Here is a 15,033-nt window from a genome sequence, read left to right as displayed (position 1 = left end):
AAAAGCTGCGGCCGGGTGACTTCTACCGGCCAGCCCACCAGAGCATCTACGACGTGATCTTGGACCTGTACGGCCGCGGTGAACCCGCCGACGCGGTGACGGTGGCCGCCGAACTTGACCGGCGCGCTGTGCTGGCCCGGGTTGGTGGTGCGCCGTATCTGCACACGCTGATCTCCACGGTGCCCACCGCCGCCAACGCCGGCTACTACGGCGGGATCGTCGCCGAAAAGGCCGTGCTGCGCCGCCTGGTGCAGGCCGGGACCCGGGTGGTGCAGTACGGCTACGCCGGCGCGGACGGCGCCGACATCGCCGAGGTAGTCGATCGAGCCCAGGCGGAGGTCTATGACGTCACCGAGGACCGCGCCTCCCAGGACTACGCGCCGCTGGGCGACCTCATCCAAGACACCATGGACGAGATCGACGCCATCCAGTCCCGTGGCGGACTGACTCGCGGTGTTCCCACCGGGTTCGCCGAACTTGATGAACTCACCACCGGCTTGCACGGTGGACAGATGGTCATCGTGGCGGGCAGGCCCGGCCAGGGAAAGTCAACTCTGGCATTGGATTTCATGAGATCCTGCTCCATCCACCACAACAGGGCCAGCATCATCTTCAGCCTGGAGATGAGCAAGTCAGAGATCGTGATGCGGCTGTTGTCAGCAGAAGCGCGGATCAAGTTGGCCGACATGCGCTCTGGGCGCCTCAGCGACGACGGCTGGACCAAAATGGCGCGACGCATGAGTGAAATCGGCGATGCGCCATTGTATATCGACGATTCGCCGAATTTGACCATGATGGAGATCCGCGCCAAGGCCCGCCGGCTCAAACAGAAGACCGACCTCGAGCTGATCGTGGTGGACTATCTGCAGCTGATGACCTCAGGCAAGCGAGTCGAATCCCGCCAGACCGAAGTGGCCGAATTTTCCCGCAGCCTCAAGCTGATGGCCAAAGAACTCGATGTCCCGGTAGTCGCCGTCAGCCAGCTCAACCGCGGGCCCGAACAACGCGCCGACAAAATCCCGCAGCTATCAGACCTTCGCGAAACCGGTCAATTGGAGCAGGACGCCGACATGGTCATCCTCATTCACCGACCCGACGCCTACGATCGTGACAGCCCTCGAGGTGGCGAAGCGGACCTGATCGTCGCCAAACAACGAAATGGTCCTGCCCCAAGAACTTTGACAGTGGCCAGCACCCTGCACATGTCGAGTTTTCGCGACCTCGCGCGCTGCTGAATGTCCATGTAGGTGCTCAATTTGACTGCACGTTCTCAATTTTGCTGCGTCAATACTGCATATATGCGATGAAAGTGCGTCGGTTGGTCGCCGATGCAGAATCGTGAGTTCGACCAATCCTCATGACATGTGGGTGCGATCGGTGAAGGATGTGCGTCGTGCCTACCACGTGTGAAAGTGTTGCGATCCAAGGCTTCGACCGTCTTCTCGGTGCGGCTGGGTTGGTGGTGGCACCTCGGCAGCTGACCGGCTCTGCGACCTACGAAATCGGTCAATCACCAGTGGCGCAGTGCCAATACCGGCGGCGTGTGGGTTTATAAAGCCGCGACAGAGCGCCCGTAAGACTTCGGTCCGAAACGGTTTCGATCCAGCGTTTTGTGGTCGGTGTCAGTGCTGTGGTGGAGATTGCCCTGCAGTCCTGGGCGGTGCCGGTTGTGTGGTGGCACGGCGGCGGTGTTTGGCGCTTGCATCGAGGATGCTGTACACCGCCATGGCGAGAAAGGCCGCAGCTTGCAGTGACGATGTTGCGCGGTGGCCGGGATCACTTGTTAGAAGATAGATCTGGAGGGCGAAGAATGCGACGAACACGATGGCGGCCAGGACGCTGCCCCAGGCGGGAATTGGGGTGTCAGGTGTGCGACGCCGAGGCGGTCGTCCGTAGTGGGTATAGACGGTTATCAGTATCAGCGTTCCGGTGAGAGCTAGTGCCGCTGTCCACGCGATGGCTGTGAGCGGGTGGTTGGGGTTGTCGATGGCATGAGCGAGTAGCCATGTGCCGACTACGACGAGGCCTATCCCCAGCGCGCGTAGTGTTCGGGCCGGGGTGCTCCATGTGTGGGAAGGCATGGTCTATTTCACCGCCTGATCAACGGCGTATTTTCCAGCGTCAGTGACGCCACCAAGTACGCATGCCCCTGCCACCGCGAGCGGTTCGAACGGGCCGCCGAGCAGACCTGGTATTGCTGCACCGCCACCGGCGAAAAGGCACCCTTCACCGGCCTTGAACAGCATTTTGTCCAAGGAAAATTTCTCAGCTTCGCTGAGCTTGCTACTCACCTCGGCGTCCACCAAGGTTCTGAGGTCAGAAAGCGAAAGGGTGATCGGTCCGGAGGGGACCTGTCCCTGAGAAAGCCGGGTTAATGCCTCAAACAGCGGCTCTCCAGGAGTGATCTGAGGAGCCGAAGAGAGCAACAGTTTCAGCTGTTCTGGTGTGAAGGTGTGTGGCGCCGAGACTATTTGTCGCATCGCGGCGGTGACTGCGTCTTCGGGCAGGGCGGCAGGTGCCGTAGACGGCAACAACAGGCGGGTAAGGGGATCGTTGCCGGGGTGCAGCGGCTGCGCGGCTGCAGCCACCTGCGGGGGGACTGGGAATGGGCCGATTTGGGGTTGGGTGCCTGGCGTAACCGGCTGCGGGGATGGGCCAGTGTGCGAGTCGACGAGCGAAATGTGGGGCTTACCACCGTTGTCGTTGATGATTGTGTCGTCTGGTGAGGTTGGAACTTTCTGGTCGAGGGGCTTCGCTCCAGTCGGCTCGCCGGCGCCGGCGGCCTGTTGACCTAGCGCTTGCTGTTTGGCAGCTGATTCGGCGAGCGTTTGGGCGGCTTTGGATTGATGTTTCGAGATAATGGCCACGATGGCGGTCTGGCCTTCTGCGGAGTCGGGATCGGGAACTGCGGCGATTTGGGCGGTTTCCTCGCGGGCGATCCCTAGGATATCTGCCGCTCCTGTGACGTTGATTTCGGCGCTGCCATCGGCGGCGTGCGCCGCAACGTGGCCTGCCCGAGCAGCTGCCTCAAGCGGCTGATGATCAGCGGCTGTTGCGGCGGAATATGTGTCGATGACCGCTGAGGAGAAGCGCAGGGCCCGAATTCCCTCACGGGCGTCTTGTACGTTCTGACTCAGTGATCGTGCAACCCTGGCGAGCTCCAGGAACCCTGTGCCTGTGACCGGGCGGGCGCCGTACAGCTCGTAATATCGGCGGTACTGTTCCTGGGATTCGACTATCAGCTGCTCAATCGGCGAAGCCATCAAACCCCCTAAAACCTGCTTTGGCATGGGAGTATAGCGCGGGTACCCGCGCTGATGCGGAACTGTACTCGTCTAATGGACACGTCTGCGGCTCAGGTGATTGCAGCCAAGGCCGCACGCCCATCCGCATTTGGCTCCCGGCACGGCGTCTGCAGCCGGAGTTGCAAGCGATGCACAGATACGTGCCGTCGGGAGCCGCCGCTAGGGCTAGAGATGTTGGGCTCTGTCACTGCGGTATGCCGTCCACCGTGGCATTTTTTGGATTGGTTGCCTAGCTAGGCTTTTCACTAGCCCAGCTCCGGTCAGCCGCGTGTGGCTTGTGAACGCTGGGGACGCGCGTTGGTGCGTCCAGGACCCTTATGCGGAGGTGCCCGAAGCTCCACACTGGGCCGCCGTGTTCTGACAGGGCAGCCGCAGGCCAAGCACATAGCCCAGTTAGATCATGATTCGCGGGCGCCGCCGTGTCGCCGGACTCTAGTCCGAACTGACCGCGCAGGCCCCAGAGCTCTGTCCATGGGAACAGATGGGCACATCAAGCATCAAAAGGTCGCGCGGCCTGGCTTCGCCGAACCTCCTCGACCCGGAGAAGCGTCTGCACCCGCGGTCACGCGCAAGGAGAAGTAGTGCTGGGTGAGGCTATGACTCAGAAACCCTCGGAATTTACGAAGTTCCGCAAGATGTATTGCTGAATGTTGGGCAGGCCTTGCTCGTCAGCCAGTCGGCGCAAAATCTCTTCCTCTTGCGGCAGAAGGCTGAGCTTGTACTGACGCGTCCGTTGTCGCGTCTCAGAACCGCTGCGCCTCCTGGCTCGTCGGTGAGCGCCATCGGCGCACTCGGCTCGAGATCCTGACTGCGCTGCAACCAAGTGACGACCCTCCGGCTATGTTACATATACCGACGTATTGATGCGAATTCTAACACATCGGTATAGATGAGCGTGGGTGATCTTTGCCCTGCAGGGCTGCAGTAACGAGCGTTTAAGTCTCGAAAAGCCGCTGTTTGCGAGCGTTCATGCGTTACGTTGCAACGTATGGCGACTGACTTCAACCCCGCAACCGGGGGAGGGAGATGGCTGTCGGCCGATGACATTGCCGCGCTGTCGGGAGGCAGGGCGTCTGCGAGCACAGTGCGAGCTTGGTGGCGAAACAAAATGTTGCCGTATCAAACGTTTCCCGAGCTGGGCAAGAAGTCCAACAGGCGATCACACCACCGTGATGTCGAAGCGTTCTTATGCCGCAAATACGGTCAGGTCAGCATTTCCGCCGTGTCGCAAGCGTCGACCGAGCAAAGTAGTGCCGCCGTCAGACGCAGTACCGCGGACCTCACTGACACACTCCTATCGGTGAAGGCCGCCGCGGCAGCTGCGATGGACAGTCTCATCTCTGAAGCAGAGGCACATGCTGCCGTTGCGCGTGCGGTCGCTGAAGCAGAAACCAAACATGTCGAGTCGCTCAAAAGTTTGCGCACGATGCTACGGGGATACGACCTCGCGCTCGGTGCTCACATACAAACCCACAACCCGATCGACCCGACTGGACAGTCACAGGGGTGGGTCCCTTGAGCCGAGTTGTGCAGGCGCGTTACGGGTATCGCATCGATCGACGCCGGTTCAACAGACCATTGCGATGCAACAAAGCGGCTGGCGTATGGCGCCTCCGCGCGCCCAGCACGGGTACTGTCGACCAGACGTACCAGTAGGCGCGCACATCACTTGCAGCCTTTGGCTGGACGGGCAACTCTTCTCTAAAAAATGGTGTTTTAGGCAAATCAATCCCGGGTGATGTGATGTGCTGCTAGAAGTTATTTACGCTGCCCAGCGCGCGTCATGGGTCAATGAGTCGATGTAATTCCTGCCGGCGGCGGAATGCTAACCAGGGCCGGCCATCCGCACGCGATGCCAATCACTCTCTCGGTCGTCTGTCTTCCACACTCGACCCAGCCATCATGCTATGAAACAGGTTGTCACCGTGCACCGTATCCCTTGCATCTGCTGTGCTGCGGTCCTCCACGCGACCAGTGTTGATCACGTGCCGCTCGAGCGGGTGCGACGATGCTCGATGCGGGCGCTGAGGCCGCGGACCAGCCGGCGGATCAACACTGCGCAGCGTTTCTTCAAGGCAGATGGGTTCCGGCGGTCGGATCCGGTCGTGTCTGAGGCCGGCGCGGAACTACCACCATTCCGTTCCCATGCACGTGCACCACCCAGGTGTTGGGTGGTGGTGCATGTACCGATACCGGCACTCAGTCGTGGCCTACATGACGCCGGCCGAGTACGCGGCCGCAGGCAGCTGCACCACCCCCACCCCGGTGGCCTGCAGCATCGACTAGGAGCGGATCAAACCAACCCACTCTAAGACGGGGCTGGACTCAGTATCGGGGACTTGCCACAGAGGCAAGTGGCGAAGGCGTTTAACAATTGTATTGAGCGGGGGATCGGAGATAATTGGCGTGCGGCGTTGCCCCGGGTTGGTGTTAGCTGGTCACGTTTAGACGCGCATTATGTGCCGTTAAGAAGGGTCCAATGAGATCGACTACTACCCAGTGCCGGGCTTTATCAGTGCCGACAATGATGCCGAGGTTGGAGATGGTGCCGTCCATTTCTGCGGTGACCGGAGATCCCAACACCTGGGGATAGATTGGCTGGGATGGATCGTCGGCAGCGACGACAACGCGTTCGATGTTGGCGGGAATATTGCTTAATTCCGGCGTAGACGCGGGGTCGAGGACGTGCCCGGTGGCGATGGCGCCGAAGCTGTTGGTCCAGGTTGCAGGCGCCTGGCGTTGTTCAGCGGGTTGCGTTGTCTGAAGCACCTGACCAGTAGGGGTCTTGTTGTTGACGGTGACTTCTACAGGTAGTGGCCAGCTGGGCTGTCCGGGGCTGAAGACGGCCAGCGGCGAAGTGGGGATCGTCCATGGCGCATCGGCGGTCATGGGGTTTCCATCGCCGGGGGTGAGGTAGGTGATTTGGCCGATCTGGGTGCGTATCGGCTTTTGGTCGGGTGCTTGAGCTTTCATCACGGTGACTGGCGCGTGGTCGTTGCCTTGAGCGCACTGTGCGGCGGTAAGGAAGGCGGGAAGTTGGTGGCCGTGATGGTTGGTGTCGGGGTAGTCAACGTAGAAGCCTGCCATGCATACCTTGGTGGGGTTGTCACCGACCATGATCGGTGCTGCGGGGCGCAGGCTGGATACCGGTCCCGATAGCTGCGTTGAATCATTGATCGGAGGCGGAAGTTGAGGGGGGAGATTTGACGTCACGACGTCCGCGCCAGTGGATCTCGGTGCAGTCTTGCTGGTGGTATCTGGCCCACACGCTACCGTCGTGACGGTAGCGACTGTAGCGACTGTAGCGACGCAGGCAATTCGTGACCAGATCATCTAACTTCCCTGCTTTGAAGTCCGCGTATTAACGACGACTTCCAGTGCTGTTCGGGTAGCGATAGGTTAGCGAGGTCCGAGCCGATGGCAGCCAATTGGATTGTGGGCGTTCGCGAGGTTATGGCGTTGGGCCGGCCACACAACCGGATTCTCGCGCTCACTTGGGCGGCGCTAACGTGGTTCGTGTCCCGTCTGGCCACAGGATGTCGCCTGTTTGGGGATCCTGTACAGCGCCGCACGTTGTGGCGTCTTTGAGTAGTTCGCCGTAGTCCCGTATCAGTTTGGTTCTATCTATTTTGAGCTGTTCGCCGCGTTCGTATTCGGCGGCCTGTGCGGGATCATTCATATTGAACGCGTGACCGGGCGGGTATTTCTGGTCCCAGGCACTAACTTCTTTTGTCAGCCGGTCTCTTTCGAGGCACCATTCCGCAAGTCTTTTGATCAGTTTTGCCTGGTCTTCGGGTTTGCATTGGGGAGGATCAGGTTTCGGGGAGGTGGTGGTTGGTGCCTGTGGCAGGGGAGCCTGCTGAAATCCCAGCATTTGAGCATGAGCCGGCGCTCGGGGAGCAGGCTCGGCGGGCCAGGCGATGGATTTGTTTCGCTGCGCTGCTTGGGAATCTTGGTCAGTGTAGGTTGCGCGGTGCTGCGTGAATCGTTGGGCGTAGGAGTTGAAGTCGTCGGCTTTGGCTTGTAAGGCGCCCTCCTGTTTCGCCCAGCCGGCAGCGATTCCCGTGGCAACGGGATAACCCATGGGGCCGTGTGTCTGGGCGATGCGCTGAACCTCGGCTGCACCCTGCGGCGAGATCTGCGCCACGCGCGCGGCCAGCTCTCCGTATGTGCCGGCGATCCTCAACAGATCAGCCGGATTGACATCTAACTCGGCCACGACGTCTCCTTGCTGTCTTAGGGGCATTCTAGGTGGGATGCGCCCGGCGGCCGATGAGGAATGACGGAACGGGCCCAATAGGGCGGCTCCAGGTAGATCAGCACCGAGGTCGCTGCGCCGCTTAGGCTAGATCGCTGAAGGCACAGCGGGCGGCCAGCTCTCGATGGAAGCGCGAGCGCATGGCAAGGGGCGGCTAGTCAGTGCCTCTCGACCGCAATGGTCGGGGGCTCGTCTTGTCGCGAAAGCTTAAGCCAGCGACGCTGTTTCACCGACTATGGCGAGCGAGTTGGTGCGGGGCCAGGATGCTCAGCCTGCCGCGTTGTTGGCGGATCCAGCCGCGCTGGGTGAAGTCCGACAGGACTTTGTTTACCGTTTCGCGGGACGAGCCGACGAGTTGAGCGAGTTCTTCCTGCGTGAGATTGAGGTCAACACGCAGGGTTTGCCCAGTGTTGGTTCCGAATCGGCTAGCGAGGTCGAGCAGCTGTTTGGCTACCCGACCGGGAACATCGGTGAAGATCAGGTTGCAGAGCGTGTCGTTGGTGCGGCGTAGTCGACGGGCCAGCACCCGCAGGAGTTGTTGGGCGACATCGGGATAGGCGACGATCCAGGCGCGAAGCGCACGGCGGTCCATCCACGCCGCCTGCACCTCCGTCAAGGTGGTCACGGTGGATGTTCTCGCGCCGGGTCGAACAGGGCGGCGGAGCTCGCCGAACATGTCGGTGAGACCCAGGACCGCGATCAAGGTTTCCCGACCATCGGTTGCCCTGCGGCGGATTTTTACCTTGCCGCCCAGCATGGTGTATAGGTCGGCACCGGGCTCACCTTCGGTGAACACCGTGTGGCGGGGTGGAAAAGATACTTGTTCAAACTCGCCCACCAACGCTGCAACGGCGTCGGGAGCAACGCCTTGCAGAATTCCTGCTCGCGCTAAAACGTCTTGCACCGAAGCACCTTTCAACTGCGCGGCCACACTGGAGGTCAAAGTGTGCCTACAGCACCTCGCGAGGACGTTTCAGCGAAGGCGCGCCCGTGGATTCACCACGAATGTTAGCCCATCTAACCCTCATGAAATCATTAAGTGTCGCCGGGGCAACGGGAGCGCTAAATCGCACTCGCACCAACGATCCCCGCCAACAATCCCTCGGCGAGCAGGCCGTCGACGACCACCGTGGGCGCCGCTTTCAAACAAGCCCCGGGCGGCGGGACCGCGACGCCAACGACAACTGCGGCGAGGGCGGCCAAAACGGCCGCCCCGGCGGCCACGGCTGTCAACGCCGAAGCGCGATCGCTGAAGGGCTGATCGCTCGAGGACATTCAGCCCGATCTGCCTGCCGGATAAGGCGTTTAGCGCGCTCACTACTGCAGTACTATCGCAGGCGCACAAACGAGCGGTGTGCGCTGAATCCGCACTGCACCACCGCGAAGTCCGCACCATCGCACACAGCAGAAGATGTGTTGGCCTCGCTCGCCGTCATCGATGACCGACGGGCGCAACCAAAACCAACACGCAAATCTGATGTGAGGCAGACGCGCTCGCCGATATTAGCGGGGACAAGTCGGACAACCGCACCCGGCGGCACGCCTAAGGACCAGCGATCATGCTCGGCATGATCGGCCCTAAACCGGAGTTTCCGCCTGTGGCAACGCCATTGACGAAGCTGAACTGAGAGCCGCAGTCATCGGGCATGTAGAAATGGACGCTGGGATTCGCAGCCGACAACGTCGCTATTTGCGGCAGGGTCATTGGCTCCCATGGGCCCCGGTATGCCGGCGGGCCGATGCCGGCAAGAGACCCCGTGTTGACTCCACCGAGCTCGCCGGTGATCTCGTTCGGAGCCTTAGGGCCCCAGACGTTCAAATTGACGGGGACCCGAGTCCACTTCTCGCCTTCGTAGGTGTACTGCACCCACTGTTGCTGCTGGCCGGTGATGGGATCGGTGCGCGTGTAGCTGGTCCAGTCCTCACCAGAAATGCGGAACTTGTACTGATTCTCCAAGTGGGCAGCCGGTGCGGAGCCGTCGTCGGCCCACGTTTTACCACCGGGAGAGTAAAAGCCCGAGGGACCGCCCTCGAGCGAGGGATTCTTCCAATTGCGGTGTCCAGTCCACGGCGGTGGCGGGGTAGCTCCCACATAGGGAGGCGGGACGACATCCTCCCAACGACCAAACCGCTGGTCGCCGACAAACGGGTTCCTTGGGTCAATGGCAGGCTTCGGTATGTCCGGATTGTCGCTTTGGTCCTTCGAGTCCACCGGGACAAACGTGTTGTCGAGAGCGGCGGCACCATCTTTATCAGTCTTTGTGTAGATAGCTGTGTGTTCGGTGAACCGTTGCGAGTAAGTGGTGAAGTCAGCGACCTTCGCCTGCAGGGGTCCGTCGGCCCTTGCCAGGCCGGCAGCAATCCCGACGGCAGTGGGATATCCCATTGGGCCATGAGTTGCAGCGATACGCTGCACCTCGGCAGCCGCTTGCGGTGAAATCTGGGCCGCGCGAGTCGCCAAGTCAGAATAGGCGTCAGCGAAGCGCAGCAAGTCACCTGGATTCACATTCAACTCAGCCATGTCACCCCCGTGTTACTCGGCTGCCAGCAAGAGACCTACCAGCGAATCCTCTGAGCGTACCGCTATGGGCGGATATCGGGTACACAACAGGTGGCAGCGCCCGCGCAGCTAACTTTCGATGCTCGACCCTTCCGGCACCGGCTGGACCGAGTGATAGGTGCGCGCCAGCAGCCGAAACGTACTCTGCCTGAACGGCATCCGATGTGTCGAACGGCGGGTTAGGTGTGGGTGCCTTGGCTCGGTGGCGGCGGGTTGATCCATGGATAGGTGACTGCGAGGTATTCGTCGCGCGAGACAACGAGAGTGGGCGCAGGTGTCGACATATCGACATAGTTATGGCCCGCGCGACCCTTCTCACTCAAAACCGCTAAGTCAAGCGAGATCTCGTCCGCTTTCGCAGGATCGAGTCGCCATGTTACGTGCGTTGGGGCAAGGCTGATATCAGCTTCGCCGGCACAGATGACAAAATCGTGCGTTACGCCGTCGTGCTCGAGGCGCGACGACTTTCGTTGCATAGCGTCGTTGAGTGCGGCGCGGAAAGTGTCGAGGCCAGGCGCATCCAGAGTCAGCAGCACCGCATCATGCCCGTAATCGAATCGGGGCAGATAGTTCACCCGAATTACGTTCATGGACATCACGGACCTCCGGGGGCTGTCGTCATTGCATGATATCGAGATGCGAAGACAAGGCCGGTGATGCGGGAGTTCTTCATCGGGGAGTGCGGCTCACAGTCCCGGATCGTGTGGGCGGTCGATGCTGGCGAGAAGCGATCGATACAGGTTTTCAGTCAGTGCGGCGCACTCCTCGGCTAAGGAAGGCTGGGCGTCGGAGCCGACGACGACGGCCTGTTCAATGAGTGCTCTGCCTGCGGCGCTGTTGACGATGTAGTTGTTGAATGGACCGAACACCTGTCGGTTACCGGTGGTGAGGTGGCCCGAGGCTCGGGTGCCGATGATTCCGTATTGCGGCGGTATGTCGAGTGGCTGTGCGTTGATGTCGGTTGCTTGACTGTCGCGCAAGATGCGGTCGGCGTTGCATAGGACAAGTGCTGCTGGCACCGCGCCCGGTACCCGGTACAGATTGAGGACTTCGCAGCTATCCCAGTGGTTGCTGCTGTTGAGACGGCGAAGCAGCAGACGGGTCACGGCGGCGCCGTCAGCGTCGGCGATGGTCCATGCGGAGGGGATGGTGAGTGCTGGCAGCCAGAGGTGCAGGTGTGCTGTGGTCACGCGTTGCAGGGGTCCGATGTGTTGGGCAATTTCTTGTGCCAGCGACGACACGGCGGTGGGGTCAAACGCCGTCGGCATGGCGGCATCGCCGGTCATGCGATGGCCACCGCGCCCAGGAGGAGCAACAGGAGTAGTCCGCCGCCGGCGACCTCGGTTTCGGCGGGACTAGGCGGTGGCACGTTGATGTGTGGCGGGCTGATGTGAGGGATCAGGCCCGGTGACGGCGGCGGGGGGTTGCCTGGGGTGGCGCCGGCATGGTGGCGCCGGGGAACGGTGCCAGCAACGGGTTCTGTGGTGGTCTGATCACGCCCGGTGGCGCGGGCGCATTCGGATTGAGTAGCCACGGCGGCAGTTCGGAGATGATGGAGGGGCCGCGGACCGGAGGTTGGCCATCAATAGGGATGTTTTCCCAGTCAGAGCCTGGCCCACGACACCCGTCTCGCCGTCTTCGGTGGCCAGCGCCTGGTGCAGGGCGGCGGTGGCACGAGGAGGACGAAGCCTCTACGACCAAAATGGCGGAGAGTGGCGCTACTACCCCACTCAACCTAGATCCCCGACCACGACCGGCAAGATCGAGCGCTTCCACCGCAGTATGCGTGCCGAATTCCTCAGCAACAGACCAGCTTTCAGCAGTTTGAAGGCGGCTCAGCAGGCTCTCGATGAATGGGTGGACTACTACAACACCGCCAGCCCGCATCAGTCGCTGGACATGGCCACCCCGGCACAACGGTTCACCCCGGCAGCCGCCGCGGTGTCCCCGGCGGCGCCTGCTCGCGCTGGCGCCCAACGCACCGGCGATGACTGGGTCAGCCGCCGGGTATGCGCTAACGGCATCGTTTGTGTGTCCTGGCAGCAGGTCTGCGTGGGCCGCCACTACGCCGGCGCTCGTTGCGATGTCCACGTTGATGGGGATCTGTTGCGGTTTTGGATCGGCGACGATCTGGTCAAAACCGCCGCCCGAACCAGCCGCGGCGAGGTACGAAACAAACGGGCCCTGCGCACCAGCACAGGCACCTAAAACACAACACGAGTGTCAAGGATCAACCGACGCAGAAACGTCAACCATCAACCGACTCTGAACAGGGGCACAGTGTATTCAAGGGGCGCTGCCGTCAAGCGACGCCGCATCGGGCAACTGGCTTCGAGCCTGCGCGATAGCCCACCGCCAGTCTCTACCTGAGAACTGGATGCTCCGTCGGTTGAAGACTCCCAGCACGAGATCATGGAAAGCGGCCGGCCGTGGCGCGGACCTTCCAAGCCGGTGTTCGGCGCCCGACAGTAGTTGGACAGCGAGACCTAAACAGCACCAACCAAATTCGCGCCACCAGGTTTGAGCCCGCCGCCGCGAATTACCTCAGTGAGGCGGTCGTTGACGCCAAACCCTTCAGCGTCTCCGGGCTGAGCAGGTTGGGGCTCGTTGTTTTCGGTATCCCCAAGCCGCACCCGCGATCATGCTATTGCGAGCCATAGCGAGCTAGCGCTCGCAAGGCGAGGAACACCACGAGCAGAACGATCACCACCCAATTGCTGACCGCGTGCGCGGCGGCGGATTTGGCGACCGCACGCCGTCTCACCTGATCAACACGGTCGCGGCTGGCTGATATCTGATCAGCGAGGCTGTCGGCCCACTCGTTGCGTCGTCGCTCATTCTCCGTACGCACGCGCTCACGTTCTCTGCGCAGTTCCGTCCACGCGTTGGGATCCTCGTTGTCGGTCAGCGCAGGGGAGGGCAGACGTTCGTACTGGGGCATTTGTCGCGCCGCCTCCACCTCGGGGCCCAGTGTCGCAATGGCGCGCAAGTACACCATCAGGAAGTACAGCCCGCTAATGGTCAGCGCTAAGCAGGCCCCGATTGGTATTCCCGCCCAAAAATGAGTCAACCCGAACACGACTTGCCTCGTTACTTTTCGGCGAATACCTTGCTGTTCAGCGCGATAGCGAAACGCTAGCTCTTCGGCATGGGCTACCCATGGAACCAGAGCGGCCACGACAATTGGCACCGCAACTCCAACCACTGCCCAGATCCACCCGCTCTGTCCCGTCTGTGCGAGACCGACGTTGCCGCTATTGCCTAACATCCGCCACCAACCCCACCCAAGCAGCGGAAATACATTCACGAGCGCGACGTAGACAGCAATCACGACGGTGAGCTGGACAATCGCCGCCGGAAGCATCCACCAGCGTATCGCCAGAACGGTTTGGCGATACTCCTGGCGGACGCGCTCGTGGCGAACCACGTTGTGGAGCGACCGCAACATACTGGCGGCAATGAATACCACAACGACGGCCGTCAGGATGGTCGCCAATGTTCCATGAAGCATCGTCACGCCCCTCATCTTGACAAAGTCCGACCGACTTTTGTTCTCGTGGTCGATCCGTGCCGTTGGACAGGCTGGCCACAGCGCGCATCCATCCACCACCCGGCACAGGCGTGGGGTGGTGGATGGATGGCGGTCGCGAAGGTGGCAGCAGCAGCAGCAGCACCCAGTCGTAGCAGCAGCGCGGCCGTCGCAGCAGCCAGCGTCGCCACCGCTATTTCATGGTGAGTTTCTCGACGTCAGTAATTGTCGGTGGCCGCGGATACGATCGGTGTTGTGAGGGCAGGTCATTGGGACTAGCCCATAATTCCCAAAGGGGAGTGCAAGATGTATACCACAGAGTCCATCGGTGACGTCGTCCGAAATCTGCCGGGAATGCTTGGCTTTCGGCCTGCGGAGTCGTTGGTGGTGGCTGCCGTTCAGGGTGGATGCGTAAGTTGTGTTCTGCGTGTGGATCTCAGCGATGTTGCGGCGACGAATGCGCTTGAGCGGTTAGCGGTGCTGGTGAGTCGCAGCGGTGCCGATGGCGCCGTGGCGGTGTTCGTATCGACGCTGACCAGCTCGTGCATGATGCGCATCGAGCGCTTTGGTGACATGGCGGCGACGTTGGCGGAGGCGCTGGAAGCGGACGGCGTGTGCCTTGTTGATGCAGTGATGGTGGACAGGGTTGAGGCCGGGGGCCGGTGGCAGTGTGTGGACGGGTGCGGCAAGGCCGGTGTGCTCGGCGATCCGGCGTCATCAGCTGCAGCGGCTGCGGCTGTGGTTGCGGGACGCCGCATGTATGGGTCGCGGGAGGAGCTGGCGGCGCTAGTGGCGGTCGACGTTGAGCGTGCGGCTGCAGTGGCGCCCTTGCTTGCCGGTGCTGGCGGGGCGGCGGTTGAGGTGGCGGTGCGGCAGGCGGTGGCTGCGGTGCGTCGCGTGGGTCAGGGAGAGGTCTTGTCGGATATCGACTTGGCGCGTATCGGTGCTTCGCTGGTCGACGTGCGGGTGCGGGATGCGCTGTTTACGTTGGTGGACTCCGCGGAGGCGGGCGCGGCAGAGACCCTGTGGGGCGAGCTGGCGCGGGTGCTGCCACGGCCCTACCGATCAGAAGCTTTGTGCCTTATCGGTTTTAGCGCGTTCTCGCGGGGTGAAGGACCGCTAGCCGGTGTCGCGCTCGAGGCGGCGTTGGCAGAGGAGCCGGCTCATCCGATGGCGGGAATGTTGGATTGCGCGTTGCAGGGGGGGATACGGCCTGAGGATATCCGCAACCTGATCCGCCACGCTGTCTCAGCGTTGGCGATTTGACGCGTGGCGGCTGGGCCGGGTGTGGAGTTGCGACGCGGGCCGCACCGCCACCATGCCCGCTCCCACGCCGCCCACCCGGCACGGGGTGTGGTGTGGGCGGTATGTGAATGCTTGC

The 15,033-nt window shown here is 61.7% G+C and carries 11 protein-coding genes and 1 pseudogene; 4 read left to right on the top strand and 8 right to left on the bottom strand.

The window, feature by feature from the left end; all coding sequences use genetic code 11:
• On the top strand, positions 1-1,235 hold a 1,235-nt coding region (gene dnaB / locus A9W96_RS27330), incomplete at its 5' end, for a replicative DNA helicase (RefSeq protein ID WP_067144397.1).
• Positions 1,236-2,084: 849 nt separating this feature from the next.
• Here the strand turns inward: dnaB and A9W96_RS32375 are convergent.
• On the bottom strand, positions 2,085-3,290 hold the full coding sequence (locus A9W96_RS32375; RefSeq protein WP_197499676.1) for a hypothetical protein: 1,206 nt from the start codon (positions 3,288-3,290) through the stop codon (positions 2,085-2,087).
• Positions 3,291-4,293: 1,003 nt separating this feature from the next.
• Here A9W96_RS32375 and A9W96_RS31875 point away from each other — a divergent pair.
• Positions 4,294-4,824 (top strand): hypothetical protein, encoded by a 531-nt coding sequence (locus A9W96_RS31875; RefSeq protein WP_156765443.1) that lies wholly within the window; start codon positions 4,294-4,296, stop codon positions 4,822-4,824.
• 911 nt (positions 4,825-5,735) lie between these two features.
• Here A9W96_RS31875 and A9W96_RS32950 read toward each other — a convergent pair.
• The 6 genes from A9W96_RS32950 to A9W96_RS32940 all read right to left on the bottom strand — a co-directional run bounded on the left by A9W96_RS32950 (position 5,736) and on the right by A9W96_RS32940 (position 11,409).
• Positions 5,736-6,422, bottom strand: a complete 687-nt coding sequence (locus tag A9W96_RS32950; RefSeq protein ID WP_067144396.1) for a hypothetical protein — start codon at positions 6,420-6,422, stop codon at positions 5,736-5,738.
• 373 nt (positions 6,423-6,795) lie between these two features.
• The gene (locus tag A9W96_RS30985; RefSeq protein WP_231999928.1) at positions 6,796-7,524 is read right to left on the bottom strand and encodes a type VII secretion target; all 729 of its coding nucleotides are present in this window, start codon (positions 7,522-7,524) and stop codon (positions 6,796-6,798) included.
• Positions 7,525-7,789: 265 nt separating this feature from the next.
• The gene (locus A9W96_RS27320) at positions 7,790-8,467 is read right to left on the bottom strand and encodes a Crp/Fnr family transcriptional regulator (protein ID WP_067144398.1); all 678 of its coding nucleotides are present in this window, start codon (positions 8,465-8,467) and stop codon (positions 7,790-7,792) included.
• 639 nt (positions 8,468-9,106) lie between these two features.
• Complete coding sequence (locus tag A9W96_RS30980; protein ID WP_082972655.1) at positions 9,107-10,084, bottom strand: type VII secretion target; 978 nt, start codon at positions 10,082-10,084, stop codon at positions 9,107-9,109.
• A gap of 218 nt (positions 10,085-10,302) precedes the next feature.
• Positions 10,303-10,698, bottom strand: a complete 396-nt coding sequence (locus A9W96_RS32945) for a hypothetical protein (RefSeq protein ID WP_231999927.1) — start codon at positions 10,696-10,698, stop codon at positions 10,303-10,305.
• A 111-nt stretch (positions 10,699-10,809) separates the two neighbouring features.
• Positions 10,810-11,409 carry a hypothetical protein gene (locus tag A9W96_RS32940; protein WP_231999926.1) on the bottom strand — a complete coding sequence of 200 codons (600 nt, stop codon included), beginning with the start codon at positions 11,407-11,409 and terminating at the stop codon, positions 10,810-10,812.
• A gap of 442 nt (positions 11,410-11,851) precedes the next feature.
• On the opposite strand from A9W96_RS32940, the pseudogene A9W96_RS27305 reads away from it, so the two are divergent.
• Positions 11,852-12,331 (top strand): annotated as a pseudogene (locus A9W96_RS27305) (integrase core domain-containing protein); the annotation flags it as partial.
• Between the two features lie 436 nt (positions 12,332-12,767).
• On the opposite strand, the gene A9W96_RS27300 reads toward A9W96_RS27305, so the two are convergent.
• On the bottom strand, positions 12,768-13,640 hold the full coding sequence (locus A9W96_RS27300; protein ID WP_156765442.1) for a hypothetical protein: 873 nt from the start codon (positions 13,638-13,640) through the stop codon (positions 12,768-12,770).
• A 318-nt stretch (positions 13,641-13,958) separates the two neighbouring features.
• On the opposite strand from A9W96_RS27300, the gene A9W96_RS27295 reads away from it, so the two are divergent.
• The gene (locus tag A9W96_RS27295; RefSeq protein ID WP_067144393.1) at positions 13,959-14,918 is read left to right on the top strand and encodes a DUF4192 domain-containing protein; all 960 of its coding nucleotides are present in this window, start codon (positions 13,959-13,961) and stop codon (positions 14,916-14,918) included.
• The last annotated feature ends 115 nt before the right edge of the window (positions 14,919-15,033 follow it).

Source organism: Mycobacterium sp. 1245852.3, assembly GCF_001669335.1.
Classification (GTDB): Bacteria; Actinomycetota; Actinomycetes; order Mycobacteriales; family Mycobacteriaceae; genus Mycobacterium; species Mycobacterium europaeum_A.
Note: the sequence above shows the minus strand (reverse complement) of the source record. Positions and strands in the feature narration are given on the sequence as shown.